Below are 26,475 nucleotides of genomic sequence, written 5' to 3' on the forward strand. Positions count from 1 at the left end.
CGAAAGGGGAGGGCAGGCAGCTGATTTCCGGTAACCGCATGCTTTCCAGGCGATCGGCGGCAAAAGCTTAAAAAGCGGTTGACGCTAATCCGGGGTAGCAGTAACATGCGCCCCCATCGGCGAGTAGCGCAGCTTGGTAGCGCAACTGGTTTGGGACCAGTGGGTCGGAGGTTCGAATCCTCTCTCGCCGACCATCTTTAAGAAACCTGTCTGAAAAGACAGGTTTTTTTTCGTCTGTTGAAAGGCAAAGAGTGATTTTTGAGCGGGCTTCAGGAAACGTATTCCCGGTAGCCGCATCCCGTTTCAGAAAGGTGGCGGCTGATGCTGAGTCGGCTTCAGGGAGCATACGCCTTTCGCAAAGACGCAAAACCCGCCATCCCTGGCGGGCTCAGCGCGGGCCATCCCTGGCCCGCTATGCTTTGCTACAGGCGTATGCTCCCTTCGCTTCACGTCCGGCAGTCGCATTCTTTTTCACGAAGGCCGCTGCAGATAAATCCTTAGCAAGCCCAATCTCTCCCACGAACCAGACGCGCTCTCACAGCGAACCGGCTCACCCCGTCCTTCACTGCTGTACGTTTTATCTGCCCTCTTCCAGAAAGTTCCAGAAAAAGGCATTCGCCGCGCCAGATGCTTGCCAGCCGTTATTATCGCCGTTTTCCTGCTCGCAGGCCTTGCCACATCAGAGATGCCACCATAATTCGCGACACGTTCTTCTTATGACCGAAAGCAGCAACATGCTGATTTCTTATACATCAAAACCAGCATATTCCGCTGGATGAACGTCATAACGCACGGTGAATCGTTCAGTTATTCAACATTTGCCGGTAAAAGTTTTAAGTTTTTTAGCGGTGAGAATCACTAGCGATAAAGCTGGCATCCAGCACAATGCACGGATATCGGTGCTGCAGCACTGTGCATTGTATGGCTTTTGTGCGGAAACGGTATTTATTACCGTTGCATGCTATTCCTCACACTCTGTGTAAATAAGTAACCCTTGTATTGACGTTCTTTGCAACTGTTGACAAATTGATGCGTCAATAAGCCGCAGTTACGGAATTTTCTGAATGCCCAACCCGCTTCGGAAAAACAAAAAAAACGTAGCGCGATTTAACCACCTGTTCGGTGGTACGCCTGAACCGCATAAAAAAACCAGAGGTCAGGCAATACACACAACATCACATCACAATGGAGCAAAAGCATGATCAACTCCCTGGCTAAATCCGGGATGCTGAAGGTCGGTCTGAGCCTGATTGCTATGACTGTCGCCGCCGGTGTTCAGGCAAAAACCCTGGTCTACTGTTCTGAAGGTTCTCCGGAAGGCTTTAACCCGCAGTTATTCACTTCGGGCACCACCTACGATGCCAGCTCACGTCAGATCTACAACCGACTGGTTGAGTTCACTGTCGGCACGACCGAACTGCATCCGGCGCTGGCAGAGAAGTGGGACGTCAGCGACGATGGCAAAACCTACACCTTCCACCTGCGTAAGGGTGTGAAGTGGCAGACGACCAAAGATTTCAAACCTACGCGTGACTTCAACGCGGATGATGTGGTGTTCACCTTTGAGCGCCAGCTGGATAAAAACAACGCCTATCACGGCGTCTCCGGCGGCAGCTATGAATATTTCGAAGGCATGGATATGCCGAAGCTGATCAGCAAAATCGAGAAGGTGGACGACAACACCGTACGCTTCGTGCTGACCCGCCCTGAATCGCCGTTCCTCGCCGACCTCGGCATGGACTTCGCCTCAATCCTGTCCAAAGAGTATGCGGACAACATGCTGAAAGCCGGCACGCCGCAAAACGTCGACCTGAACCCGGTCGGAACCGGTCCGTTCCAGCTGCTGCAATACCAGAAAGATTCGCGCATCCTCTACAAAGCGAACCCGAACTACTGGGGCGAAAAGCCAAAAATCGACCGCTTAGTCTTCTCCATCACCCCGGATGCGTCAGTGCGCTACGCCAAACTGCAGAAGGGTGAATGCCAGGTCATGCCTTATCCGAACCCGGCTGACATCGCACGCATGAAGCAGGACAAAAATATCAACCTGTATGAGCAGGCTGGCCTGAACGTCGGCTATCTCTCTTACAATGTTGAGAAAAAACCGCTGGATAACCTGAAAGTGCGTCAGGCACTGACCATGGCCGTCAACAAAAAGGCCATTATCGACGCGGTTTATCAGGGTGCAGGCCAGCCGGCTAAAAACCTGATCCCGCCAACGATGTGGGGCTACAACGACGCGGTCAAAGACTACGCCTACGATCCTGAGAAAGCCAAAGCGCTGCTGAAAGAAGCGGGCATGGCCGACGGCTTCTCCATCGACCTCTGGGCGATGCCGGTTCAGCGTCCTTACAACCCTAACGCACGCCGCATGGCGGAAATGATCCAGAGCGACTGGGCGAAGATTGGCGTGAAAGCCAAAATCGTCACCTACGAGTGGGGCGAATACCTGAAACGCGCCAAAGCGGGTGAGCATCAGACCGTCATGATGGGCTGGACCGGTGACAACGGAGATCCGGACAACTTCCTGGCGACCCTGTTCAGCTGTTCAGCCGCGAAAGATGGCTCTAACTACTCGCGCTGGTGTGATAAATCCTTTGAGGATCAGATCCAGCCTGCGCGCGCCACCGCCGACCAGGCGAAGCGTATCGAGTACTACAAACAGGCACAGGTTGTGATGCATGACCAGGCACCGGCGCTGATGATCGCACACTCTACGGTATACGAACCGGTCAGCAAGAAAGTCACCGGGTACAAAGTCGATCCGCTGGGCGGACACTACTTTGCTCAGGTAGACATTCAGGAATAATTGTCGCCTTTTCCGGGGCGGCCCTGCGTCGCCCCGGCTTTTTCTCCCTGTTTTACTGGAAACGGTAGAGGCGCAGTCTGACTGCGTCGCGGTCGGACCTACCCGATCGTCAGATGTAAGCAATAACAACCCTCGCGGCGACGGTCGCGCGGAGAAGAGAGAACCCGGATTATGCTGCAGTTCATACTCCGACGTCTGGGCCTTGTCATCCCAACGTTCATCGGTATTACATTACTCACTTTCGCTTTTGTTCACATGATCCCCGGCGATCCGGTGCTGATCATGGCGGGCGAACGCGGGATTTCTCCTGAACGTCATGCACAGTTAATGACGCTGCTGGGTCTGGATCAGCCGCTGTGGAAACAGTATCTGAACTACATCAACGGCGTACTGCATGGCGACCTGGGCGTTTCACTCAAGAGCCGCATCCCGGTCTGGGATGAGTTTGTTCCGCGCTTCAAAGCGACGCTGGAACTCGGCATCTGCGCCATGATATTTGCCGTTGCGGTGGGCATCCCGGTTGGGGTCCTGGCCGCCGTGAAGCGTGGCTCCATTTTCGATCACACCGCCGTGGGCATCTCCCTGACCGGCTACTCCATGCCGATCTTCTGGTGGGGCATCATGCTGATCATGCTGGTCTCGGTGCAGCTCAACCTGACGCCGGTTTCCGGGCGGGTCGGCGACACCGTCTTCCTGGATGACAGCATGCCGCTGACCGGCTTTATGCTGATCGACACCTTCTTCTGGGGTGAGCCGGGCGACTTCCATGACGCGGTCATGCACATGATTTTGCCAGCCATCGTGCTGGGCACCATTCCGCTGGCGGTGATTGTGCGTATGACGCGCTCGGCGATGCTGGAAGTGCTGGGTGAAGATTACATCCGTACGGCGCGCGCCAAAGGCCTGACGCGGATGCGGGTGATCGTGGTGCATGCGCTGCGCAACGCCATGCTGCCGGTGGTCACGGTCATCGGTCTGCAGGTCGGCACGCTGCTGGCCGGGGCGATTCTGACCGAAACCATCTTCTCGTGGCCGGGTCTGGGTCGCTGGCTGATTGAAGCGTTGCAGCGCCGCGATTATCCGGTGGTGCAGGGCGGTGTGCTGCTGACGGCAGTACTGATTATCCTGGTCAACCTGCTGGTTGATCTGCTGTATGGCGTGGTGAACCCGCGCATACGTCACAAGAAATAAGGGGGCATCATGTCTGTTGTTGATCCCGGCAGCGTTACCGTTGCACCCAAGCCGATGACCCCGTTTCAGGAATTCTGGCACTACTTTAAACGTAACAAAGGCGCGGTAATTGGCCTGGTGTACATCATCATCGTGTTGCTGTGCGCCATTTTTGCCGATGTGCTGGCTCCGCATGCGCCAGCTGAGCAGTTCCGCGATGCGCTGCTGCATCCGCCGGTCTGGCAGGACGGGGGCAGCTGGAACTTTATTCTGGGCACCGATGATGTGGGCCGCGATGTGCTGTCGCGCCTGATGTACGGCGCGCGCCTGTCGCTGCTGGTGGGCTGCCTGGTGGTGGTGCTGTCGCTGATTTTCGGCGTGATATTCGGCCTGCTGGCCGGTTATCTCGGCGGCCTGGTCGACGTCATCATCATGCGTGTCGTTGATATCATGCTGGCGCTGCCCAGTCTGCTGCTGGCGCTGGTGCTGGTCGCCATCTTTGGCCCCTCGATCGTCAACGCCTCTATCGCGCTGACCTTTGTCGCCCTGCCGCACTATATCCGTCTCACCCGTGCGGCGGTGCTGGTGGAGGTGAACCGCGACTATGTCACCGCCTCCGGCGTGGCCGGTGCCGGTATGCTGCGTCAGATGTTCGTCAATATTCTGCCTAACTGCCTTGCCCCGCTGATCGTGCAGGCGTCATTAGGCTTCTCCAACGCCATCCTGGATATGGCGGCGTTGGGCTTTCTCGGTATGGGTGCGCAACCGCCAACGCCGGAGTGGGGCACCATGCTCTCCGACGTGCTGCAGTATGCGCAAAGTGCCTGGTGGGTGGTGACCTTCCCTGGATTGGTCATCCTGCTTACCGTGCTGGCATTTAACCTGATGGGCGATGGTTTGCGTGATGCACTCGACCCGAAACTCAAGCAGTAAAGAGGCACCGAGATGGCGTTATTAAATGTAGACAAACTGTCGGTGCATTTCGGCGACGACAAAGCACCGTTTCGTGCGGTTGACCGCATCAGTTATCAGGTTGAGCAGGGCCAGGTGGTCGGCATTGTCGGCGAGTCCGGCTCCGGCAAGTCGGTGAGTTCACTGGCGATCATGGGGCTGATCGATTTCCCCGGCAAAGTGATGGCGGAAAAGCTGGAGTTTAACCAGCGCGATCTGAAGCGCATCTCCGAAAAAGAGCGCCGTCAGCTGGTTGGCGCAGAAGTGGCGATGATCTTTCAGGACCCGATGACCAGCCTTAACCCCTGCTACACCGTGGGTTTCCAGATTATGGAAGCGATCAAGGTGCATCAGGGCGGCAATAAACGCACCCGGCGTCAGCGGGCAATCGACCTGCTGACCCAGGTGGGAATTCCCGATCCCGCGTCGCGGCTTGATGTCTATCCTCACCAGCTGTCGGGCGGTATGAGCCAGCGTGTGATGATCGCGATGGCGATCGCCTGCCGGCCTAAGCTGCTGATTGCGGATGAGCCGACCACGGCGCTCGACGTGACCATTCAGGCTCAGATCATCGAACTGCTGCTGGAGTTACAGCGTCAGGAGAACATGGCGCTGATCCTGATTACACACGATCTGGCGTTAGTGGCGGAAGCTGCGCACCACATCATCGTGATGTATGCCGGTCAGGTGGTGGAGAGCGGTAAAGCGAGCGATATCTTTAAAGCGCCGCGTCATCCTTACACGCAGGCGCTGCTGCGCGCGCTGCCGGAGTTTGCGGCGGATAAAGCGCGTCTGGCCTCGCTGCCTGGCGTGGTGCCGGGCAAATATGACCGCCCGACGGGCTGTCTGCTTAACCCACGCTGCCCCTATGCGACCGATCATTGTCGTCAGGTGGAACCTGAATTGCGCACCATTCCAGGACGCCAGTCCAAGTGTCACTATCCGCTGGACGATGCCGGGAGACCAACGTATGAGTCATGAAACAACCAGAGATCAGTTCCTGTTGCAGGCGATTGATCTGAAGAAGCACTACCCGGTGAAAAAGGGTCTGTTTGGTCAGGAGCGTCTGGTTAAGGCGCTGGATGGCGTCTCCTTTAATCTGGAGCGGGGCAAAACCCTGGCGGTCGTGGGCGAGTCAGGCTGTGGTAAATCCACCCTTGGCCGTCTGCTGACGATGATTGAAACCCCGACCGAAGGGCAGCTCTACTGGCACGGTCAGGATCTGCTGAAACACGATCCCCAGGCGCAGAAGCTGCGCCGTCAGAAAATCCAGATCGTGTTCCAGAACCCCTATGGCTCGCTCAACCCGCGTAAAAAGGTGAGTCAGATTCTGGAAGAGCCGCTGGTGATCAATACTCAGCTGACTAAAGCGGAACGCCGTGAGAAGACGCTGGAGATGATGGCGAAAGTCGGCCTGAAAACCGAGCACTACGATCGCTATCCGCATATGTTCTCTGGCGGACAGCGTCAGCGTATTGCGATTGCGCGCGGGCTGATGCTCGATCCGGACGTCCTGATCGCCGATGAGCCGGTTTCGGCCCTCGACGTCTCGGTGCGCGCCCAGGTGCTTAACCTGATGATGGATCTGCAGCAGGAGATGGGGCTCTCCTACGTCTTTATCTCGCACGATCTGTCGGTGGTGGAGCACATCGCCGATGAGGTGATGGTGATGTACCTCGGCCGTTGCGTTGAGAAGGGCAGCAAAGAGGCGATTTTCAGTAATCCGCGTCACCCTTACACCCAGGCGCTGCTCTCCGCGACGCCGCGACTCAATCCTGACGATCGGCGTGAGCGGATTAAGCTGACCGGCGAGCTGCCCAGCCCGCTCAATCCGCCGCCGGGCTGCGCCTTTAATGCGCGCTGTCACCGTCGTTTTGGCACCTGTGTGCAGCTGCAACCGAAGCTGAAAAATTACGGCGGACAGGAGATTGCCTGTTTTGCGGTGGATCAGGATGAGAATCAGCCGGTCGGTGTGGCAGAAAAGGTCAGTTAAGGATCGGCAGGCCCCGTCCGGGGCCTGCGTTTCCTGATATCGCACGGGCTCAGCCCTCTTCAGACTGAACCGGCAGAGTTATGGCCTGACGATCGGTCCACCCGCTTTATTTTCTCCCTCCCTTATCACAGCCCGTCGCTGTTATTCGCCAGCAGCGCTGCATCTTCCCTCAGCGGTGCCATCGTTATATTAGTGCGGCTGGCTGTACCAGGAAATGTCTGAGCCCTCTCTGCTGAAACATTATTCAGACAGGAATAGCCAGTTTAACTTAAGTTTAATTTATTAATTTTAAGTGCCGGTTGGCTGTGGGAGGCGTCTTTTGAAGATTAGCGATTCTGTATGATTAAAATAGTTAATTAAATATGCTTTTTTTATAATCAGGTTTTCCTGACTGCGAATAAAAGGATGTGGTATATTCCAGGAAAATTCCCCCCTTGTGGCAGGCCACCTCAAATGAAGAATTATGATGATTTGCAGCGTTTTAAAGAAAAAACACAAACGCTCGACATCGCCTTTAAAGATATGTCTGGCCAGACGCAGGAACCGGCGGAACAGAGTAAATGGGCACTGCTTCGTCAGCTGGCGAAGGAGGAGCATCACACGCCGTTCGGTGGCGGTCAGCGAATAGACCTGCCACAACCGCAGCCGCTGCGCGGTGATGAGTTTACGGCACCTCCGCCAGAGCCACCGCGGCCCGCAACGCTCTCTGCATCGCCGGCAGAGGCACAGCCCCGTTACGCCGCGCTCAGTGCGCAACCGGCGGCGGCCCGCAGTTCGATTCTCGACAGCCTGGCAGGCAGCAGCGTCCCTGCGGCCACGCCAGCGTCTGAGCGGGGCCCGTCGTCCTTATTTCCGCCACCCCCGCCGCCACAAAAAGCCATCGTCGCGGAACCTGTCGCCGCGCCGGTCCGGCCCGCCAGCGTGGCCGGACTTCAGCCCGCAGTGGCACCGTCCGCGCCTCATGCTGAGCCGGGACGGTTTGGCGCGCTGTTCCGCTCACGCGAAGTCAGCCTGCCGAAAGAAACCTTACTGAAACCGTTACTGGAGAAGATTGCGCTATGCCGTTAGTTTGTGTGTGCTCGCCGAAGGGGGGCGTGGGCAAAACCACGCTGGCGGCGAATCTGGCCTGGAGCCTGGCGCGATCCGGTAGCAAAGTTCTGGCCATCGATTTTGATGTGCAGAACGCATTACGTCTGCATTTTGGCGTGCCGCTCCACGACGGCCGCGGATTTGTGGCGCGTTCAGAAGAGCAGGCGGACTGGAGTCAGTCGATTCTCACCACCGGCGGCAATATTTTTGTTCTGCCTTATGGCGACGTCACAGAGCCGCAGCGCGAACGGTTCGAAGAGAACCTGATGAAAGATCCCCACTTTATTCAGCGCGGTCTCGACACGGTGCTCAATTATCCCGGCCTGGTGATTGTGGCTGATTTTCCGCCCGGCCCCGGTCCGGCCCTTAAAGCCATGACGGCGCTGGCCGATATGCATTTAGTGGTGATGTTAGCAGATACCGCATCGGTCTCGTTATTACCGCAGATAGAAGAGAACCGGATGATCGGTAAACCGCTTAATAATAAGCAGGGACACTATTTTATCCTGAACCAGTGCGATAACCGCCGCAATATTAATCGTGATGTGACGGCCTTTATGCAGCAGCGACTGGGGGATAATTTACTGGGCGTGGTTCACCGTGATGAAAGTGTTGGCGAAGCCAACGCGTCTCAGCAGTCTGTTTACGATTTCAGCCCTGCTTCCGCCGCGGCATTTGATATTGAACTGATCGCGAAACGCGTCAGCAGCATTCTCAATATCACCGTAGGCAATGGCGAAGTTCAGGCACCTATCCGTACTCACCATTTTTAACCGGCTGGTTTCGCCAGACAGCTGATTTACACAGCGCTTCTCAGGGTGAATCATGAGTAAAATCGGGTTTTACCTGCTGCTGCTGGTGCTTGCACCTGTTGCGGCGGTGATCATCACTACGCCGATGGACAGCCAGAAACAGTATATTTTTGGTCTGATCAGCATCGGCATGATGTTTTTATTGGGTTTCAGCAAGAGCCGCAAAATTACCGTGGTGATGGTGATCCTCTCGGCATTAATGTCCAGCCGTTATATCTGGTGGCGGACGACAGAGACGCTGCATTTTAATTCCGAAGTCGAGGCTATCTTAGGGATTGGCTTATATCTGGCGGAGCTTTACGTCTGGCTGATTTTAATTCTGGGCTTCCTGCAAACCACCTGGCCTTTAAAACGCACCATCGTTCCGATGCCGGACGATACCCGGTTGTGGCCGACGGTGGATATTTATATCCCCTCCTACAATGAAAGCCTGGAAGTGGTGCGCGACACCGTGCTGGCGGCGCAGTGTATTGATTACCCGCGCGACAAACTCAGGGTCTACCTGCTGGATGATGGCAAGCGCAGCGAATTTGCCCGCTTCGCGGCCGACGTGGGGGTGGGCTATATCACCCGCGACGACAACAGACACGCCAAGGCCGGTAACCTTAACCATGCTATGAAAATCACCAAAGGTGAGCTGATCTGCATTTTCGACTGCGACCACGTCGCAACCCGCACCTTCCTGCAGGCGACGGTTGGCCCCTTTCTGAACGACCCAAAACTGGCGCTGCTTCAGACACCGCACTACTTCTACTCACCCGATCCCTTCGAGCGTAACCTGCGCGCCGCGCGCAGCATGCCAAACGAAGGGTCACTGTTTTATGGCCCGGTGCAGCAGGGCAACGACAACTGGAACGCCACCTTCTTCTGCGGCTCCTGTGCGGTGATCCGCCGTTCCGCGCTGGAAGAGATTGGCGGCTTTGCCGTTGAAACCGTGACGGAAGATGCGCATACCGCCCTGAAAATGCAGCGGCTGGGCTGGGGTTCGGCCTTTCTGTCGATCCCGCTGGCGGCCGGTCTGGCCACGGAACGTCTGGGGCTGCACATCATTCAGCGTACCCGCTGGGCGCGCGGCATGACGCAGATTTTCCGCGTCGATAACCCGCTGTTTGGCCGGGGTCTGAAGTGGCAGCAGCGTCTCTGCTATCTCAACGCCATGCTGCATTTTCAGTTTGGTCTGCCGCGCGTCGCCTTCCTGACCGCGCCGCTGGCTTACCTGCTGTTTAACCTCAACATTATTCACTCCTCGGCGTCGCTGATTTTCGCCTACGTGCTGCCGCATCTGGTGATGTCACTCTACGTGAACTCCCGCATGAATGGCCGTTTCCGCTACACCTTCTGGGGCGAGATTTATGAGACGGTGATGTGCTTCCACCTGGTGATCCCGACCATCCTGACCCTGCTGTCGCCTAAACATGGCAAATTTAACGTGACCGATAAAGGCGGCGTGCTGGATCAGGGCTTCTTCGACTTCCATATTGTGCGTCCGCACGTGATCGTGGCGCTGCTGCTGAGCATCGGCATTGTGGCTGGCGTGGTGCGGGCGGTGATGCATGACTACTTTGGCGTCGATCCCTACGTGATTGCCCTGAACGTCGGCTGGGCGATTTTCAGTCTGATCATTCTGATGGCCGCAATTGCCGTGGCGCGCGAAACCAAACAGGTGCGTAAAACCATCCGTATTGAGGTGCAGATCCCGACGATTATTCACTACGCCAGCGGCATTTCATCGCGCACGCTGACCAGTAACCTCTCCATGGGGGGCGCGCAACTCGACGCGCCCGACGGGCGTCACGAATCTGATGAAATCGAAGAGATCGATCTGCTGCTGAAGTCAGGCGCGATTACGCTTCCGGTCACGAAGATTTCCGGCGATGCGGAGAGCATTCGTCTGCGCTTTGAAGCGATGCCGCTGGCGCGCCGTCGCGAACTGGTGCGCGTGGTGCTGGCGCGTGCCGATGCGTGGATTCAGCCGGAGTATAAACAGGACAACCCATTGATCTCGCTGGGCACCATTATCCGTACCGTGTTTGAGCTGTTCTGGCTGACCTGGAAGGGCCGCCACGATAAACGTAAAAATGTCGACCCGGTTGCCGCGGCGGCGAAAGAGGATGGCGCGGCATGAAGATCCTGACGCAGACATTGCTGGCCAGTTCACTGACGGCGGCATTGTGGCTGACGCCTGCCGGTGCGGAAACGCCAGCGGCGGTGGACAATAGCGGCGCGGCGCCGGTAAACAGTTCAGCCCCGACGCCGCCCGGGGCGGCTCCGGTCACACCGTCTGTCACAGAGGGTACGCCGTCAGCCGCGCCGGGAACCGATTCCGCGCAGGTTCCGGCCAGCGAGACGCCGTCAGCCGCGCCAGCTGCGGCAGCCGGGAACAGCGCAGCCTCTGCCACGCCGGGAACCGATTCGGCGCAGGCTCCGGCCAGCGAGACGCCGTCAGCCGCGCCAGCTGCGCCAGCCGGGAACAGCGCAGCGTCAGCCGCGCCGGGAACCGATTCCGCGCAGGCTCCGGCCCGCGAAACGCCGTCAGCCGTGCCAGCTGCGGCAGCCGGGAACAGCGCAGCGTCTGCCACGCCGGGAACTGATTCCGCGCAGGTTCCGGCCAGCGAAACGCCATCAGCCGCGCCCTCTGTGGCACCAGCGACCGGCGCGGCCCAGCCATCCGCCAGCGATGCGCCCTCTGCCGCACCGGTGAACAGTGCGGCCCCCGCCAGCGGAGCGGTTCCCTCTGCGGCACCACCATCCGCCTCACCCGGTGACACGTCAGGTGAGGCGCCAGCCGCAGCGGTTCCTGCCGCTGAGGCGACAGCCGCTCCGCAGAATCCTGCCGCGACGGGCGATGCTGCGACCCCGACGGCGCACAGCGGAGCCGTCACGCAGGACAGCAGTGCGCTGTCAGCGGTGCCGTTGCCGCAGGGGCTGAGCAGTGCGGACCCGGCGCTGGAAGCGGCCGCCAGCGCGCTGCCCTATGCGCCAGGCCAGGCGACAGCACCGGCGGCAGACGCGCCGTTACCGGTCATGGCGGCGATCAATCAGCCGATCAGCAGCACCCTCTCCGTGGCGCAGATGGGCCAGACACGCGGCATCACGCTGACCGGCGGCCAGTTGCAGTCAGGCATTACCTTTACCCTGCCCAGCGATGAGGTGATTACCAATGCGCGGCTCAATCTGTCGCTGCGCGTCTCAGCCGCACTGGCAGCGCGGAATACGTCGCTGCAGCTGATGCTGAACGGTCAGCCGCTCGGCACACTGCCGCTGGGCGCGACCGACAGCGATGTCAGCGACTATGAGCTGGAGATCCCGGCGGCGATGGTGGTCTCTGAAAACAACCTGAGTTTTAAAATCAACGATGCGGACAAGTTGCTGTGTGAGAAAGAGAGCGCACAGCAGTATCAGGTCACCATCCTGCCGCAGACCTCCCTGCACCTTGAGGGGCAGCAGCTGAATATCGGCACCCGCCTGCGCAATTTCCCGCGACCGTTCCTCGATCCTCAGCGGATGACCGCCGCCACCGTGACCATCGGCTTCGCCAGCAACCTCTCTCCCGATGCGGTGAGTGCGGCGGCGCTGGTGGCATCCTGGCTCGGCATCCAGAGTGATTATCGCGGGATTCGTTTCCCGGTGGTGCGCGGTGAGCTGCCGGAGAGCAACGGCATCCTGTTTGGTCATCCCGGTGAGCGCATCGGCACGCTGACCTTCCCGGCCAGCAACGGACCGATGCTGCAGCTGGTGGATAACCCCATCAATCCGGTCTACAAACTGCTGCTGGTCAGTGGCAACAACGCGGATCAGCTGCGTCAGGCGGCAAACCGGCTGACGCAGCCCCTGGCGACCGATGAGAGCCAGCTGCCGGTCTCTTCGCCGCTCCCTGACAGCCGTAAGCCTTACGATGCCCCGCGCTGGATCAACACGGACCGCCCGGTGCGCCTGAGCGAACTGCTGCGCAAAGATCAGAGCCTGACCAGCAGCGGCATCTGGCACGACGCCCTGCGCGTGAACTTCCGCGCCGCGCCTGACCTTTTCCTGTGGGATGGCGACACGGTGCCGGTCAATCTGCACTATCGCTTCCCGTCGGAAACCTGGATTGATGAGGAGAATTCGTTCCTTAACGTCATGCTTAACGGCACCTTCCTGCGCAACCTGACGGTGAACAAAGTCGGTCTGCTGGAGAACGCCTGGCACCGTTTAGGCGGGGATGCGCGGCAGGAGCAGTATCGGCTTAATCTCGAACCCTATCTGATCTACGGCGATAACCAGCTGGCGCTCTACTTCAATATTAAACCGCGCGCCGACGCGCCCTGCGGCGTGCTGCTGAATAACAACATCAAGAGCCGGATTGAAGAGGACTCGTGGATCGATCTGAGCCATACCCGCCACTTCAGTATGCTGCCGAACCTCTCTTACTTTGTCGGGGCATCATTCCCGTTCTCGCGTCTGGCCGACTTCGGTCAGACCACGCTGCTGCTGCCGGAAACCCCCAGCAACGCCGAGCTGTCGACGCTGCTGGATCTGGCGGCGCGCGCCGGGAATGCCACCGGCGTGGCGCTGACGCAGAATCAGGTCATGTTTGGTCTGCCCGCTGGTGGCACCCATCTGGCACGTTTACAGCAGAGCGATCTGCTGGCGGTCAGCACCACCGGCAACAGCGCCTTTAATCAGGCGATGCTGGCGGCGTCACCGTACGACGCCAGCGGCAACACCTTTGGCGTGAAAGAGCCGGATACGCTGGAACAATTACGCGGCTGGCTGACCGGCGACTGGAGTCGGCAGCAGCTGGATGCCGATCGCTACTTCTCCTCCAACGAGGCGTGGCGCGGCTTCCTCAGCTATCGCTCGCCGTGGAACCCCGATCGACTGGTGGTGATGACGGTCGCAACCAGCGACGACCAGCTGCTGCGACTGCACAACGATTTAAGTTCGGCGCAGATCAACGCCGCCGTGCGCGGCGATACCGCGATCATTACCGATGAAAACGGCATTCGCAGTTTCCGCGTCGGCGCACAGTTCCCCAGCGGCGAGATGCCCTGGTACATGATGGTGGTGTGGTACGCCAACCAGCACTCGGTGCTGCTGGCACTGGCGGCGCTGCTGGTCTCTGCGCTGGTGGGCAGTGCGGCCTGGGTGATGCTGAAGCGCCATGCCTGGCGGCGTCTGCATCCAAAGCAGGACCGTGATTCCGGCAGGAAGTAAGGATAAAAAGAATGAAAACGACTCTGATAAGTGCCGGAATCCGCCATGCGCTGCTGCTGGGCAGCACGCTGATCCTCTCTTCGCCGCTGCTGGCGGCGGAAAGCAGCAACCCGGCGTTGCAGGCGCTGTTCGACCAGGCTTCTTACTGGCACCAGAAGGCGCATGACGATCTGGCGAAGGCTTCGCTGCAGAAGGTGCTGATGGTGGAACCCGGCAACACCCAGGCGCTCTACCTGCTGGCGCTCTATTCCCAGCAGGGCGGCGACACGGCGGCGGCGGCGCAGTATCGCGCCCGCCTGAGTCAGGTTGCCCCTGGCGATCCCCATCTGAGCGAGCTGGATAATGCGCGCCAGATGCAGACCATTCCGCAGGCGCAGCTTTCGCTGGCGCGTCAGCAGGCGCGCAGCGGTAATATTCCGGCGGCGTTACAGACCTGGCGCAACACCTTCAGCGGCAATGAGCCGCCCGCCAGCGTGGCGGCGGAATATTATCTCACCATGGCCGGCGACCGTACGCTGCTGCCGCAGGCCGTCGAGGCCCTGCGGCAGTTTGCGGCGCAGCATCCGCAGGACACGGGTGCGCAGCTGGCGCTGGGGAAAGCGCTGACTTATCAGGAGTCGACCCGCCGTGAAGGCATTGAAGTGCTGAGCGCGCTGGCGAGCGGCAATCAGGATGCTGACCGTTCACTGCGTCAGGCGCTGCTGTGGCTCGGCCCGCAGCCCGCCGATGCGGCGCGTTATCAGACCTGGCAGCAGCGTCATCCGCAGGACACTGCGGTCATGGACTACTACCGTAAGAATGTGGGTGGCGCAGAAAAAGGGGCGGGCTTCAGCGCGCTCAACAGCGGGGATGTCGGCGGGGCGCAGGCCAGCTTTGAAAAAGTGCTGGGTGCCAATCCTCAGGATGCGGATGCGCTGGCGGGCATGGGCTACGTGGCTCAGCGTGACGGACGTTATCAGGAAGCGGCCGATTATCTGCAGCGGGCGGCGCAGCTTGGCGGCGATCAGAGTGCGTCGCGTCAGCAGCAGGCCGACGATGCCCGCTTCTATGCGCAGCTGGCCAGCGCGCAGCAGGCGCTGAAAAACGGCGACAGCGCACAGGCGCTGACATTAAGCGAGCCACTGATGCAGGCGCAGGGCGAAAAAGGGCTGGCCGTCAGGCTGTTCCGCGCCGACGTGCTGCGCCGCACGAATCAGCCCGTTCAGGCAGAGCAGATCTACCGCGAAATCCTGCAAAGCGATGCGGATAACCGCAGCGCCAAAGAGGGGCTGTTCTACGTGCTGCGCCAGCAGAATCGCACGGCTGAAGCTGGCAGTCTGCTGGGCTCCCTGCCGGAGAGCGTACGCCAGAGCGTCGCACCGCGGGCGAATGAAGCCGATGCGCTGCGCCAGCAGGCGAAGCGTCAGCTGGCCGCCGGTAACAGCGCCGCGGCGATGGCGACGCTGCAACAGGCTATTCAGCGCTATCCCACGGAGGGGTGGCTGCGGCTCGATCTGGCCCGGCTCTACCGCCAGCAGGGGGATACGCTGCTGGCCGCTAACGTGATGCAGCCGGTCATGCGCAGCGGTGCCAGCAGCAGCGAGCTCTATGCCGGCGCACTCAACGCCAGCGAAAGCGGCGGCTGGCAGCAGGCCAGCACCTTGCTGTCACGCATTCCCGCCAGCGCACAGACCGCAGCGATGCGTGAACTGGCGCAGCGGGTCAATTTCAACCTGCAGATGAGCACCGCCGATCGCTATCTGGCGCAGGGGGCCACGGCCGCCGCCGCCAATACCCTGAAAGCGCTCACGGTCAATCCGCCCGCGAATCCGGTTGATGCCGGTAATCTGGCGCAGAAGCTGGCGCAGGCGGGCGATCTCCCCAGCGCCGTCTCGCTGGTGCGGGCGAACCTGCAGCGCGGCGTGCAGGGGAATGCGGGCGACTATGCGGCGCAGATGGCGGTGCTGAATCAGGCGGGCCTCGGCAGCGAGGCACAGCGCTTCCTCAGCAACCCTGAGCTGCAGGCGCGCAGTACCCCGACCCAGCTGGCCGGCATTCGCAACGGCTATCTGATTAATGAAGTGGATCGCCTGCGGCAGCAGCGGCAGTATGCGGTGGCCTATGACAAGCTGATTGGTGCCCTGCAGCAGGATCCACAGAACCGCGATCTGATGTTCGCGATGGCCCGTCTTTACCAGGACGGTAAGATGAACCGGGATGCCGGTGTGGTGTATGACTACCTGATGACCCAGGATACTCCGACTCAGGATGCCCGTGTCGGGGCCATCAACGTGGCGCTGGCGCAGAACGATGTGCAGCGCGCCAGTGCGCTGAGTCGTGGCCTTAACCGCACCGCGCCGTCGGCCGATCGCCTGCTGCTGCTGGCGCGCGTCGCGGAAGCCAACGGCGACCATACGCAGGCGATGGGCTATCTGCGTTCCGCGCGTGGTCAGCTGATCGGCCTGCAGGGCGCGCAGCCAGGCAGCGTGCCGACGATAGGCGGGCTGGCGCTGGCGGATAACCCCTTTATCAATCGCCACACTTCGCCGGTAGGACGCACCGCGTCCAGCTACGGCACCGTGCTGCCGTGGCAGGCAGCGCCTGCCGGGGTGACGGCACAGGGCGAACCGGCTGCGGGCAGCGAAACCGCGTCCCGACAGGCGCAGACGCTGCACGAGATCGACACCATGATGGATTCGCTGCAGGAGAAAACCGGCACCTGGAGTCAGGGTATGGTGCAGGTGCGCGGGCGTGATGGCGAGTCAGGTCTGAGCAAACTCACCGAAGCCAAAGCGCCGCTGACGTTCTCTACCGTGCCGTTTGAAAAGGCGCGCTTTGACTTTACCGCCACGCCGGTCTCGCTCACGGCGGGCAGCGGCGCGGCCGATGCGTGGCGTCGTTTCGGCACCAATGCGCTGAGCCAGGGCAATGTGGTCGCCGCAGGCGGTGCCACGGTCAATGATCTGCCGAACGCCACCACCGATTCGCAAACAGCGTCGGGCGTGGAGCTGAATCTGGCGCTGAAGGGCGACCGTTACAAGGTCGATCTCGGCAGTACGCCGCTGGGGCAGGATCTCAGTACCCTGGTGGGCGGCGTTCAGTGGTCACCGAAGCTGACCGACTTCCTGACGCTGATCCTGACCGGCGAGCGCCGCGCCATTACCGACAGCCTGCTCTCATATGTGGGCGCAGAGGATAAGGCCAGTGGTAAACGCTGGGGCCGCGTCACGAAGAACGGGGCTAACGCCCTGTTAAGCTATGACAATGGCGATGCGGGCTTCTATGCCGGGGCAGGCGCTTACAGCTATCTGGGCGAAAATGTTGCCAGCAACAACAGTCTGCAGGCGACGGCAGGCGCTTATGTTCGTCCGTTCCACAGCGACGACCGCGAGCTGAAAGTGGGGATGAGCCTGTCGTGGATGGACTTCTCGAAAAACCTCAGCTATTTCAGCTACGGGCAGGGCGGCTACTTCAGCCCGCAGAACTATGCGGCGGTCTCTTTCCCGGTGGAGTTCTCTCGCCGGTTTAACGATCTGAAAGTAAACATCGGCGGTTCCGCCGGTTATCAGAGTTACAGCCAGGATAAGAGTGCGTACTTCCCGGCCGATGCCCGGCTGCAGTCGCAGCTGGAGGCGCTTGCCGCCGGTGGCAGCGTGAAAGAGGCGTACTACTCGGGTGGCAGTAAAAACGGCGTCGGCTACAACCTGCACGCGGGGGCTGACTATAAACTCAATAAAGATGTGACGATTGGCGGCCAGCTGGGCTATGACACCTTTGGTGACTACAACGAAAGCAGCGCGCAGCTCTATGTCCGCTATCTGTTCGGAGAGAAGTAATGAGTGAACATTCGGGCGGTTCGCATCCCTGGCAGCCGGGCTGGTTTGACCTGGTCAGCGTGCTGATTGAGGGGATGATCGCCAACGCCGGTCAGCAGGAGGCGGAAGCCTTCCTCTACCGCATGGGGGAGTCGCTGGCGACCCGCTATCCGGTGCCAGCGGCACGCACCGTGCAGGATCTGGAGCGCGAGTGTAATCTGCAGCTGGCGCGCTTTAACTGGGGGTTTGTGCAGCTTCAGCCGGAAGAGGCGGCGCTGCGGATTACCTGTCACGCTATACCGGCAGGCGATAACATCCTTTCACCGGCTGAGTGGCAGTCGGCGTTTGGTGCGGTGCTGGCCGGTCTTTTTTCGGGCTGGCTGCAGGGGCAGGGCGGCAGCAACCGGGTGCCGGTGACGGCCGAACGCAGTGAAGGCAGTACGCTGTACTATCGATATCAATAGGATCAACTATGAAACGTAAGCCATTCTGGCTGGGCTGGATCTGCTCAGTGTTACTGCTGGCCTGCAGCGCGCAGGCCAGTGCCAGCGGCTGGGACACTTTTAAAAGCCGTTTTGTTACCCCTGAAGGGCGGATCATCGACACCGCCAATAACAATGTCAGTCACACCGAAGGTCAGGGGTATGGCATGTTGCTGGCGGTCGCTAACGATGACCGCGCCACTTTTGATCGGCTGTGGCAGTGGACGCGCACCCAGCTGCGTAATCCGCAGACCGAGCTGTTCTACTGGCGCTATGTGCCGGGCAGTGACAATCCGGTTGCCGACAAAAACAACGCCTCGGATGGTGATGTGTTGCTCGCCTGGGCGCTGCAGCGTGCCGCGCAGAAGTGGCAGGCAGAGAGCTATCAGCAGGCCTCTGACCGTATCCAGCGTGCCATCATCCGGCTGGATGTGGCGAATTTTGGCGGACACACCGTGCTGTTGCCAGGGGCGCAGGGCTTTAACAAAGGCAGCTTTGTGGTGCTGAATCCCTCCTACTTCCTGTTTCAGGCCTGGCATGAGTTTGGCGAGCGCAGCCATCTCCAGGTCTGGGATAAGCTGATCAATGACGGTTTCGATCTGCTGGGTAAGCTGAGCTTTGGGAAAACCGGCCTGCCGCTGGACTGGGTGGCGCTGAATGCTGACGGTACGGTTGCCCCGGCCGTCGGCTATTCCAGCCGCTTCAGCTACGACGCCATTCGCGTGCCGCTGAACATCTGGTGGTATGACCCGCACAGTCTGGCGCTGGTGCCGTTTCAGCGCGTCTGGCAGGGTTACAGCCGGATGCTGACGCCAGCCTGGTTTGACGTGCTGGCGAATACCCCGGCCCCTTACCATCTTGAGGGCGGTCTGCTGGCAGTTCGTGACCTGACGCTGAATGAGACGGGCTATCTGAGCGATACGCTGGCGGCGGATCAGAACTACTTTTCGGCCAGCCTGCAGTTACTGACCTGGCAGGCCTTTCAGGAGAAGCGCTGATTGCTCAGCGCCCTGTTGCGGATAGCAGTGGGTTCACTCCGGTTCAGGCGCGCCGACGCGCCTGAACCCCCTTCATCGCTGCGCTACTGCGGGTAGGCTACCCAGTCGCCGCCGTTAAGCCGGATCCAGGGTTTGCCCTGATACATCATCACCACCGCACCATCATTCTCCGATACGACAGGCGTCTGAGGCAGCTTGTCCGTCAGCACCGACATGTTCACATTCGGCGCATTAAACACCTGACCATCGACCACGCGCGAGACAAGCTCTGAGACAGCCAGCAGGCTGGTTGGTGCATCGATATTCAGGGGCTGTCCCTGATGCGGTGCCTTCATGCCGACAAACTTAATTCCCACCGGCACGTGCGTGATATCGGGGCTGGGGATATCGCGCAGGCCGGACATCTGCATTTTATCGCCCTGCAGCGCGGCACCATGCTCCGGCACCACCAGAACCATCACCCGGCGGCCCGATTTCTCCAGCTGCGTCAGGAAGGCGTCGATCTGGTCAAACAGCAGCTGAGCGCGCGGCTTCCACGGGGCCGTTTTCGTGCTGCCCAGGTCGCGCGTGCCGTCGTGCAGCGGGATCAGATTGTAGAAGGTGGCGCTGCGGGCATCGCTGCTCTTGCTGCGATCATCCAGCCAGCGCTGCATCACCTGGGCATCGTTAAGCACCGGCGAGCCGTCGAACGAGGTCAGTTCCGGCGCAATACCCGCCTGGGACATCAGCGGAGCCTGAATATCGCCTGACTCGCGTAACTCCTTGAGATAGTTACCGAACACACCGGTATGATCCATCATCAGCTGCTCTTTAAAGCCCAGTTTCGCCAGATTATCGAACAGATAGCAGCGTGAATCGGTGGGCTTATAAAGGTCACTGTGCGAGGTCTGACCGCAGCTGGCACGCAGCAGGCGAATCCCCGCCGGGCCGCTGTAGCTGGTGGCCGAGTTGAAGTTGGTCAGCATGATGTCGAAGTGCTGCCACAGCGGGTGATTACGCAGCTGGGACGCGTCCATATCAGACCAGGCGAGCGAACAGATATTGATCACCAGAATGTCGAACGGCTGCGAATCGGCTGGCAGACTGTCAGGGAAGTGGGTGACGCGCTTGCGTTCACTCTCATAAAAGCGGCTGAGCCAGGCGGTCAGGCTGGCGCTGGTGGGGGCAGCCGACTGATCGAGCCCCTCCGGTGCCGCTGCGGGCTGGCTGGCGGCGGCGGGCGTCTGATTCAGAACCACCTGCGGCGTGGCGGCGCGCGTGGGCAGCAGCGACATCGCCGGGCCGGCGATAGTCAGCACGTTGAGCCAGATCATCATCAGCGACACCAGCACGGTGATGCGGATCCAGGGCGAAATAAACAGGTAGATCACCAGCAGCACAAACAGCGCACCTAACATCTGCCAGTTAATAAAGCGGTCAGCCAGATCGAGCAGGTAAGCGGCGGAGAAGCCCGCCAGCTGGTCGCCCTGGCTGAGCAGGCTGCTGAGCCCGGGCAGCCAGGTGTCATGCCAGAACAGCCCGATCCCGATGGGGAGGGAGATCCAGTGACGGAGGCGATGCAGGCGCAGCGACGGCAGCGGGAAGAGGAGCCAGGCGAGAAACACCAGATTGCTCAGGGCGTGAAAATTAAGATAGCCGTACCACAGCAGGGCAAACTTCACTAAGAAATAGAAATTCCAGCCGCCCAGGCCGCGCCAGCAGGACCACAAACGGGAAGCGTGGGCCGCAGCGGGTTGATCATTTTTCATTAATGTTGGCATCCGTTTTTGAAGATTGACGCTGCCAGTGCCCCTCAGACTTCAGCGCACGTGCAGGTAACAGGCGATTCAGCAGACCGTTCCAGCGGCGCGGCAGCCACTGCTGCCACACGGGTCTGGCGATCAGCAAAATGAACAGCAGCAGCAGCGCAATCTGCACCCAATCCATCAGGTTCATCAGGACTCTCTCTCCGGCAGTAATGTAATGGGCTGCGGAACCGGGCGCTCCGGCGCAGCCACTGGCGAGGTCTCCGCAGGGCGCACCGAATCGGAAACCGGCGTCAGCACCTGCAGCGCCATCGGCGTCATTTTTTTAATGTTGCCGATCTCGGCGAGGATCTGGTTGTCCTCAAACCAGATAATCCGGTTGGCAAACAGCTCATCGTGCGGCAGTGAAAAGATAAATTTCAGCGCTTTATCCAGGTCGTTGTAGCGGCAGGAGGAGAGGAACAGAATCACCCGATCCTCCAGCACCGTGACCAGATCGCCAAAGCGGCGCGGTTTGCAAAGCGTCAGAACCTGCTGAGGGGTGAGCTGCGGCACCGGGCGCAGGGCGACCAGCAGGCCTTTGTCATTTTCCGGCAGCAGGGTGTTGCTGATTAACTGGCTGACCGCCTCACAGAACGCATCCAGGCGCAGATAGCCCTTTTCATGCAGCGGCTGCAGGGAGGCGATCAGCGCATCCAGGCTGGCGGGCACGCGACGACTGAACCGCTGCCCCTGAATCCCTTCGAGCATGGTGAGAAAGCGCGACATCGCTGCCGTGGTGGGCACAATGGTGTTCACGCCGCAGGCCTGCAGCAGGCGCTCATCGCTGTAACGCAGGCTGACGCCCATCTCACGCACCACAATTTTCAGCCCGTTGCCGCGCGCGCGGCGCAGGCTGTGCACCATTTTTGCCAGTTCACCGATCTGTTCACTGTGATTCAGGCTGAAGATCACGGTGGCCGCATGGGCCTGCTGCGCCTGTAACCAGACCTGCTGATTATCATCAAACAGCTGCCACTGGCGGGAAAGCGGCGGCGCGCCTTCAAGCACGCTTTTATCGGCCAGATAGTGTTGCTCATCATTCAGGCTCAGCGGTTCCTGCGTTTCTTTTAACGCAAAGAAATGCGCATCTTCATAGCCCAGACGAAGCGTGCGATCGGCAAACAGTCTTTCGCCGGTATACCACCAGCTTATTTGATACAGCCAGCTATCCTGCTCAACGGTTAAATAAGCCAGTCCGTCTATATGACGATAATAACGCTGAAGCGAGCTGGTCTGATTAAAAAGAGTAATACCGGTGGTGACGATGAGAAGTGTAATATTTCGTTTGCGCAACATTCTGCGCATGCGTGTTATCCAGTCACGCAACTCCGCTTCGTTTAATTTATCCCATTGCGCCGTACTGCTGCTGAAGATCACCAGCCCACTTTTATGACTGAGCGTGCGGGATAAATCCCTTTCCAGCTGCAGCAGACTTTTTTTATTTGCCGGCAGAGAAAAGAGCGGGATACGGTCGGGGCCGCCCGTCAGGTCGGGCGTCAGCAGCTCGCGGGGCGGCAGCCCGGCGCTGATGAGCGTTACGGCATGCTGCTGGGAAATAACCTGTCGAATAAAGGCACGCATATCCTGCTGGCGTGCGCAGGTGACCCAATAAAAACCGGGATTTTGCAACGTTATGACTTCAGGCTGAACCTGTCGCAGCCCCAGTGAAAAAGAATTTTTCATAATGAATTCGATATTGTTCCAGCCCAGGCTAGTTTATTATAGTCAGCACAGGTTGTAACCTGACGAATTAAAAATTACTGCGACAGGCCAATTACGCTTTTCTGATAGCGTCCTTATTCTGGAAATCCCTTTTCAGAAAAAAGGCGAAGAGGCCACTGTCCTCAATCCGACACTGTTTGTTCGTGGCGAAAAATAATGACAAACCCGAATGTTTATACGCCGGTCGCCGTTGAGGGTGGACCTCAGGATGATATCAGCGCACTGCGTGACGCCTTTTCTCTGCACGCGTTCCGGTATATCGATATTGCCCGCGAAGAACGGCTGGCAGAGATCGTATCGCGCTGGCCATTATTAACCGAAACCGTTGCCGCACAGCCGGAGCCGCATCGCTGATGGCGCTGATGGCACTTCAGGGCATCCGTGGCGGTGTCGGCACCTCCTCTCTCTGCGCGGGCCTCGGCTGGGCGCTGTCGGCACTGGGTGAACAGGTTCTGCTGATTGACGGCTCGCCGGTCAGCCAGCTCGGCATGCATTTTAATCTGCCGGTGCAGGCGGAGCAGGGCTGGATGCAGGCGCTGTGTGACGGCGGCGACTGGCTGCAGAGCGCCCGGCGCTATCCGCAGGGGCCGGATTTGCTCCCCTATGGCCTGCTCTCCGCTTCCGCCTCCGCTGCGGTTCAGGACAGCACGATTGCTGCCCCGCTGCTGGCGGCGCTACCGGCACTGCGGGCGCGCTACGGCTGGATAATTTTTGATCTGCCCGCCGAAAGCGCGCCGTGGCATGCGGCGCTCTATGCGCAGCTGGATGGCCTGCTCGGCGTCATTACGCCCGATGCAAACTGCCATTTGCGCCTGAGTCAGCAACGCTTTCCTGCGGCGACCCGTTTTCTGATCAACCAGTTCAACGCCAACAGCCGCCTGCAGCAGGATCTGCATCAGCTCTGGATGGCGTCGCTGAATCCGCTGATCCCGCTGCTGATCCACCGGGATGAAGCGCTGTCAGAAGCGCTGATGATGAAGCAGCCGGTCGGAGAATACCGGCCCCACGCGCTGGTCAGCGAAGAGCTCACCACCCTGGCGAACTGGCTGCTGCTTCATCTGAAAGGCGATCGCGTATGAACCCGCTGCGCTGGCTGCTGACCCGACCCGCCTGGCTGGCGTTGCAGCGTCGCTACAGCACCGCCCGGAACAACGGAGCATCCCGCTTCGCCAGCGCGCTGCATCTCTTCTGGTGCGGGCTGGCGGTGACGCTGTTGCGCCTGGAGGCACCGGGCTGGCAGCAGATTATTCAGCAGCGCCGCCGCCTCTATCCGCATATTTCGCCCGAACGCCCGCAGCCGCTTGATCCTGTGCGCTATCTGATCCAGACGCTCTGGCTGGTGTTTATCCTGCCGGGTGATGGCCGCCGCCGCGTGAACGGCTTCGCCACGCTGGCTGGCTGGCGGCAGCGGGTCTATCGCTGGCTCGACAGGCGTGGCAGGCAGGCAGAGGCGCAGGGGCTGGGCGCGCGGGCGGAAAAACGGCTGAAGAGACTGCCGCCCCTGCTGCGTTACGCTCTCCTGGCCGGAATGGGCGTGATCGCGTCGGTACTGGCGCTGCTCTGTATCAGCCAGCCCTTTGACCTGCTGACGCAGTTTATCTTTGTGCTGCTGCTCTGGAGTCTGGCGATGGTGGTGCGGCGCGTGCCGGGTCGCTTACCGACCATGATGCTGATCGTCCTGTCGCTGACCGTATCCTGCCGCTATCTCTGGTGGCGTTACACCTCGACACTCAACTGGGATGACCCGCTCAGCCTGGTGCTGGGTCTGCTGCTGATCGCCGCCGAAACCTATGCCTGGGTGGTGCTGGTGCTGGGCTATTTCCAGACGCTATGGCCGCTCAACCGTCAGCCGGTTTCGATGCCTGCCGATCGTGCGCTGTGGCCGTCGGTGGATCTGCTGGTTCCGACCTATAACGAACCGCTCAGTGTGGTCAGGCCGACGCTTTACGCCGCGCTGGGTATCGACTGGCCGAAAGATCGGCTTAACATCTATCTGCTGGACGATGGCAACCGGCCCGAATTTCGCGCGTTCGCCGCCAGCATTGGCGTTAACTATGTGGTGCGTCCCTCGAATGAACACGCCAAAGCGGGCAACATCAACCATGCGCTGAAAAAGCACTGCCGCAGCGACTTCGTGTCGATCTTTGACTGCGACCATGTGCCGACGCGCGCCTTTTTGCAGATGACCATGGGCTGGTTTATCAAAGATCCCCGGCTGGCCATGCTGCAGACGCCGCACCACTTCTTTTCGCCCGATCCGTTTGAGCGCAATCTGGGCCGTTTTCGCCGCACGCCGAATGAGGGATCACTCTTTTACGGCCTGGTTCAGGATGGCAACGATACCTGGGATGCGACCTTCTTCTGCGGCTCCTGCGCCATTCTGCGCCGCACCGCGCTGGAGGAGATTGGCGGCATCGCGGTCGAAACCGTAACGGAAGATGCGCATACCTCGCTGCGCCTGCACCGGCTGGGTTACACCTCGGCCTATATCCGTATTCCTCAGGCCGCCGGACTGGCGACCGAGAGCCTGTCGGCGCATATCGGACAGCGAATCCGCTGGGCACGTGGCATGGTGCAGATCTTCCGTCTGGATAACCCTCTGTTCGGTAAAGGGCTTAAGTGGGTGCAGCGACTCTGTTATGCCAACGCCATGCTGCACTTTCTCTCCGGCATTCCGCGGCTGATCTTCCTGCTGGCTCCGCTGGCGTTTCTGCTCTGCCACGCCTACATCATCTACGCGCCCGCGCTGGCGATCGCGGTCTATGTGCTGCCCCACATGCTGCACACCAGCCTGACCAACTCGCGTATTCAGGGGCGCTGGCGGCACTCGTTCTGGAGTGAAGTCTACGAAACGGTGCTGGCGTGGTATATCGCCCTGCCCACGACCGTTGCGCTGATCAATCCCCACAAAGGCAAGTTTAACGTCACCGCCAAAGGCGGGCTGGTGGAGAAGCGGCATCTGGACTGGGTCATCACCCGGCCTTATATGCTGCTGGTGTTGCTTAACCTGGCGGGGGTAGGGATGGCGTTCTGGCGCATGCAGCACGGCCCGGCCAACGAGGTGTTAACGGTTTGGGTCAGTTTGGTGTGGGTCATCTACAACATGGTGATTCTGGGGGGCGCGGTAGCGGTCTCGGTTGAAGCCCGGCAGATCCGTGAGGCCCATCGCGTGGAGATTGCGATGCCTGCCGCCATTGCGCGCGAAAACGGCCACATGCTGCCCTGTACGCTGCGGGACTACTCCGATGGCGGGGTGGGTCTGGAGCTGCGCGAGCCGGATGCGTTGCGGGAGGATGAAAAGGTCTGGCTGCTGCTGCGTCGCGGTCAGCAGGAGTTCAGCTTCCCCTGCACGGTGCAGCGCGTCTTTGGCCGTCGGGCGGGCGTTCGCCTTGAGTCCCTGACCACCCGGCAGCACATCGATTTTATCCAGTGTACCTTCGCCCGTGCCGATACCTGGGCGTTGTGGCAGGACGGTTTCCCGGAAGATAAACCGGTGCAGAGCCTCACCGATATCATGATCCTCGGCTTCAAAGGTTATCTGCGCCTGGCGGAATATGGTCCGCCGCAGTTACGTCGGTTGTTTAACCTGCTTACCGCTGGGGTAAGCTGGCTGGCTTCGCTGTTGCCGCAAGGCATCGGACGCGTGCCCGCCTCAAAAAATCTGCATTGAGT

Annotated in this window: 18 protein-coding genes and 1 tRNA gene; 16 read left to right on the plus strand and 3 right to left on the minus strand. The window is 59.9% G+C overall.

The features are described 5' to 3' along the window. Positions 1-117: 117 nt before the first annotated feature. From AC6I7A_RS00485 to AC6I7A_RS00545, 13 genes are all read left to right on the plus strand, one after another. A tRNA-Pro gene (locus AC6I7A_RS00485) sits at positions 118-194 on the plus strand. Between the two features lie 1,004 nt (positions 195-1,198). Next, complete coding sequence (gene dppA, locus AC6I7A_RS00490) at positions 1,199-2,809, plus strand: dipeptide ABC transporter periplasmic-binding protein DppA (protein ID WP_058957158.1); 1,611 nt, start codon at positions 1,199-1,201, stop codon at positions 2,807-2,809. Between the two features lie 171 nt (positions 2,810-2,980). Continuing rightward, complete coding sequence (gene dppB / locus AC6I7A_RS00495) at positions 2,981-4,000, plus strand: dipeptide ABC transporter permease DppB (RefSeq protein WP_009088364.1); 1,020 nt, start codon at positions 2,981-2,983, stop codon at positions 3,998-4,000. Between the two features lie 9 nt (positions 4,001-4,009). Further along, the gene (gene dppC / locus AC6I7A_RS00500) at positions 4,010-4,912 is read left to right on the plus strand and encodes a dipeptide ABC transporter permease DppC (RefSeq protein ID WP_009088366.1); all 903 of its coding nucleotides are present in this window, start codon (positions 4,010-4,012) and stop codon (positions 4,910-4,912) included. A gap of 12 nt (positions 4,913-4,924) precedes the next feature. Further along, positions 4,925-5,911: a dipeptide ABC transporter ATP-binding protein gene (gene dppD / locus AC6I7A_RS00505; RefSeq protein WP_009088368.1), complete on the plus strand. Its 987-nt coding sequence runs from the start codon at positions 4,925-4,927 to the stop codon at positions 5,909-5,911. Beyond that, positions 5,901-6,923, plus strand: coding sequence for a dipeptide ABC transporter ATP-binding subunit DppF (gene dppF, locus AC6I7A_RS00510; RefSeq protein WP_046100930.1), 1,023 nt, complete (start codon positions 5,901-5,903; stop codon positions 6,921-6,923). The genes dppD and dppF overlap by 11 nt, the downstream gene beginning before the upstream one ends. A gap of 453 nt (positions 6,924-7,376) precedes the next feature. Further along, entirely contained in the window at positions 7,377-7,991 is a 615-nt protein-coding gene (gene bcsO, locus AC6I7A_RS00515; protein WP_058957157.1) for a cellulose biosynthesis protein BcsO, read from the plus strand. Further along, entirely contained in the window at positions 7,982-8,785 is an 804-nt protein-coding gene (gene bcsQ, locus AC6I7A_RS00520) for a cellulose biosynthesis protein BcsQ (protein ID WP_009088374.1), read from the plus strand. Before bcsO ends, bcsQ (AC6I7A_RS00520) begins: the two co-directional genes overlap by 10 nt. Before the next feature lie 52 nt (positions 8,786-8,837). Beyond that, on the plus strand, positions 8,838-10,949 hold the full coding sequence (gene bcsA, locus AC6I7A_RS00525) for a UDP-forming cellulose synthase catalytic subunit (RefSeq protein WP_009088376.1): 2,112 nt from the start codon (positions 8,838-8,840) through the stop codon (positions 10,947-10,949). Beyond that, complete coding sequence (bcsB, locus tag AC6I7A_RS00530) at positions 10,946-14,020, plus strand: cellulose biosynthesis cyclic di-GMP-binding regulatory protein BcsB (protein ID WP_498004201.1); 3,075 nt, start codon at positions 10,946-10,948, stop codon at positions 14,018-14,020. Before bcsA (AC6I7A_RS00525) ends, bcsB begins: the two co-directional genes overlap by 4 nt. Positions 14,021-14,031: 11 nt before the next feature. Beyond that, on the plus strand, positions 14,032-17,835 hold the full coding sequence (locus AC6I7A_RS00535; RefSeq protein WP_058958311.1) for a cellulose biosynthesis protein BcsC: 3,804 nt from the start codon (positions 14,032-14,034) through the stop codon (positions 17,833-17,835). Next, a complete protein-coding gene (gene bcsD, locus AC6I7A_RS00540) occupies positions 17,835-18,278 on the plus strand; it encodes a cellulose biosynthesis protein BcsD (RefSeq protein WP_058958312.1) in 444 nt (147 codons plus the stop codon). The genes AC6I7A_RS00535 and bcsD overlap by 1 nt, the downstream gene beginning before the upstream one ends. A gap of 8 nt (positions 18,279-18,286) precedes the next feature. Next, the gene (locus AC6I7A_RS00545) at positions 18,287-19,294 is read left to right on the plus strand and encodes a family 8 glycosyl hydrolase (RefSeq protein WP_058958313.1); all 1,008 of its coding nucleotides are present in this window, start codon (positions 18,287-18,289) and stop codon (positions 19,292-19,294) included. 83 nt (positions 19,295-19,377) lie between these two features. Here the strand turns inward: AC6I7A_RS00545 and bcsG are convergent, their stop codons facing one another. Genes bcsG through bcsE form a run of 3 tightly spaced genes read right to left on the minus strand, consistent with a single transcriptional unit; the run spans position 19,378 to position 22,764 of the window. Further along, a complete protein-coding gene (gene bcsG, locus AC6I7A_RS00550) occupies positions 19,378-21,042 on the minus strand; it encodes a cellulose biosynthesis protein BcsG (RefSeq protein WP_058958314.1) in 1,665 nt (554 codons plus the stop codon). Continuing rightward, positions 21,032-21,229, minus strand: coding sequence for a cellulose biosynthesis protein BcsF (bcsF, locus tag AC6I7A_RS00555; protein WP_009088386.1), 198 nt, complete (start codon positions 21,227-21,229; stop codon positions 21,032-21,034). Before bcsF ends, bcsG begins: the two co-directional genes overlap by 11 nt. Continuing rightward, positions 21,229-22,764, minus strand: a complete 1,536-nt coding sequence (bcsE, locus tag AC6I7A_RS00560) for a cellulose biosynthesis protein BcsE (protein ID WP_498004205.1) — start codon at positions 22,762-22,764, stop codon at positions 21,229-21,231. Before bcsE ends, bcsF begins: the two co-directional genes overlap by 1 nt. Before the next feature lie 195 nt (positions 22,765-22,959). Between bcsE and bcsR the strand changes: the two genes are divergently transcribed. From bcsR to bcsA (AC6I7A_RS00575), 3 genes are read left to right on the plus strand one after another with little or no spacing between them, the layout of a single operon-like run. Continuing rightward, positions 22,960-23,157 (plus strand): cellulose biosynthesis protein BcsR, encoded by a 198-nt coding sequence (bcsR, locus tag AC6I7A_RS00565; protein WP_009088390.1) that lies wholly within the window; start codon positions 22,960-22,962, stop codon positions 23,155-23,157. After that, the gene (gene bcsQ, locus AC6I7A_RS00570; protein ID WP_058958315.1) at positions 23,157-23,882 is read left to right on the plus strand and encodes a cellulose biosynthesis protein BcsQ; all 726 of its coding nucleotides are present in this window, start codon (positions 23,157-23,159) and stop codon (positions 23,880-23,882) included. The genes bcsR and bcsQ (AC6I7A_RS00570) overlap by 1 nt, the downstream gene beginning before the upstream one ends. Then, positions 23,879-26,473, plus strand: a complete 2,595-nt coding sequence (gene bcsA, locus AC6I7A_RS00575; RefSeq protein WP_009088393.1) for a UDP-forming cellulose synthase catalytic subunit — start codon at positions 23,879-23,881, stop codon at positions 26,471-26,473. Before bcsQ (AC6I7A_RS00570) ends, bcsA (AC6I7A_RS00575) begins: the two co-directional genes overlap by 4 nt. The last annotated feature ends 2 nt before the right edge of the window (positions 26,474-26,475 follow it).

The sequence above is a fragment of the Type-F symbiont of Plautia stali genome (assembly GCF_059731105.1).